The sequence below is a fragment of the Halorubrum sp. SD612 genome (assembly GCF_002135005.1).
The window spans coordinates 1-2069 of record NZ_NEWI01000283.1; the positions used below are offsets into that span (position 1 = coordinate 1).

The window sequence follows — 2069 nt, forward strand, 5'->3', positions numbered from 1 at the left end:
GGTCAGTAGACGGTGGCGGTTCGGGGCGTCGGGTCCGACCGCGGCGCCTTCGGCCCTCCACCGCACGCCCGAAGGAACGTCTCCGCGCCGACGCCCGAAGGAACGTCTCCGCGCCGACGCCCGAAGGAACGTCTCCGCGTCGACGCCCGAAGGCATATATCCGCCACGGGCGATTGTCGGCGTAATGTCCACCGACGAGCCGTCCGTCCCGATCGTGTGCGACGAGTGCGAGACGGAGACCCGCGTGCCGCTCGACGACCTCGCGGACGCGCTCGACAAGCACAACGACCAGAAACACGACGGCGACGCCGTCGCGGAGGTCGACCCGGCGATCAAAGACCGGCTCGCCGACCTCGTCGCCGAGGACCTGGGGCTGTTCGACGGGGAGGCGGCCGAGGGGGCGTGAGCGCTCGCGGCCGACCGCCGCGAGCGCGGCCCGACCGGCGGAGAGGAAGCAAAAATTGCGTCGTTCCGTGACGCGGCCGAGCCGGACGAAACTCCCGAATAGGCGATTTCTGGGCTTTGAGGGCCGCTTTTAGCGCGCTCCGTTCGTCATCGGAACGCGCTTCCGTTGCTGGTGACGCGAGAGTGTTGCCCCCGGGGCCGCTCCCGTAGGTATGTACGAACCAACGCGGGCAGCGTCGCGGCGGTCGTTCCTCGCGGCCGCGGGCGGAACCGCGGCGTTCGGTCTCGCCGGTTGCCTCGGCGGCGACAGCGGCGGACTCGGCGAACTGACGGTCGCGCACATGCCGATCTACCCCGACCTCCAGTGGTACGTGATGGAGGGCGAGGGGTACTTCTCGGAGATAGACGCCGAAATCACCGGGCAGGAGTTCGGCAACGGGCCGGACATCGTTCAGGCGCTCGGCGGCGGCGACATCGACGTCGCGATGTTCGGGATCGTCCCCGCGATGATCGCGATCGACCGCGGCATCTCGGCGCAGGTCACCGCGGCGAACATCCGGGAGCCGATGGGGATCATGGCCGAGTCCTCGTTCCACGAGACGTTCGACGCGCAGGGCGCCGACGCGTTCGCCACGTGGCGGGAAGAGCGGGGCGAGCCGTTCACCTTCGGCACGTTCCCGCAGGGGAGCGTCCCCGACGTGCTGCTCCGCTACTGGCTCCGCGACGTCGGCGTGGACCCCGCGGCGAACGACGCCGTGGAGATCATCGAGATCAACGGCGCCGACGCGGTGTGGCAGGCGATCGCCAACGGCGAGATCGACGGCACCTCGATCATGGAGCCGGTGCCGACCATCGCGCGGGCGGAGGGCTCCTCGGTGACGATGCTCCGGACCGCCGCCGAGGTCCTCCCCGGCCAGCCCGCCGCGGTCACCCTGATGAGCGACGCGGTCCGAGACTCGCCGATCGCGGCGCAGTTCCTCGAGCAGCACGTCCGGGCGACCGAGTTCATCGACGAGGACCCGGACGCGACCGCGACGCACGTCGAGGAGGGGATCGGGATGCCGACCGACCGCGCGCGCGACGCGCTCGACTCGCCGCTGTCGAACTTCATCACCGACCCCAACGAGATCACGGACGCGACGGGGGTGTTCTCCGAGTTCGCGGCCGGGAACGGCCAGATCGACGAGCGGCTGTCGACGGACGAGATCTTCGATCTGGGGGTGTACGGCTCGCTCTGATGGCGACCGAAACCGCATCGCCCGTCAGCGAGGGCGACGCGCTCGCCGGCGTCGGGCTCGGGGACTGGCGCCGGCTGCTCCGGGGCGCCGCGGGCGTCGTCGGGTTCCTCGTCGTCTGGCACGCCGTCTCGCTCACGCAGGACCCGTTCGTCCTCCCCTCGCCGGTCGCGGTCGCGGACGCGTTCGCGAGCGAGCTCGCCTCGGGCGACATGACGGCGGCGCTCTACCAGAGCGTCCGGCACTGGATCCCCGGCACGATCGCGGGGACCGGCCTCGGCGTCGCCGCCGGCGTCGCGTTCGGCTGGAGCCGCCTGCTGGACGACCTTACGGCCCCGCTCGTGCGGACCCCGCCCCCGGTGCCGCCGCTCGCGCCCATCGGCTTCCCCATGCCCTGGCTCCGGATCACCCACAGCGCGCCCCCCCTCC

General features: G+C 71.5%; 3 protein-coding genes. All 3 read left to right on the forward strand.

Annotation, left to right across the window (positions count from 1 at the left end; all coding sequences use genetic code 11):
• Nucleotides 1-184 precede the first annotated feature (184 nt).
• Nucleotides 185-406: a hypothetical protein gene (locus B9G38_RS16435; protein ID WP_086221094.1), complete on the forward strand. Its 222-nt coding sequence runs from the start codon at nucleotides 185-187 to the stop codon at nucleotides 404-406.
• 211 nt (nucleotides 407-617) lie between these two features.
• Nucleotides 618-1643 (forward strand): ABC transporter substrate-binding protein, encoded by a 1026-nt coding sequence (locus B9G38_RS16440; protein ID WP_086221095.1) that lies wholly within the window; start codon nucleotides 618-620, stop codon nucleotides 1641-1643.
• Nucleotides 1643-2069: ABC transporter permease (locus B9G38_RS16445; protein WP_394334936.1), on the forward strand; the 427-nt coding region annotated here is incomplete at its 3' end. The genes B9G38_RS16440 and B9G38_RS16445, both read left to right, overlap by 1 nt.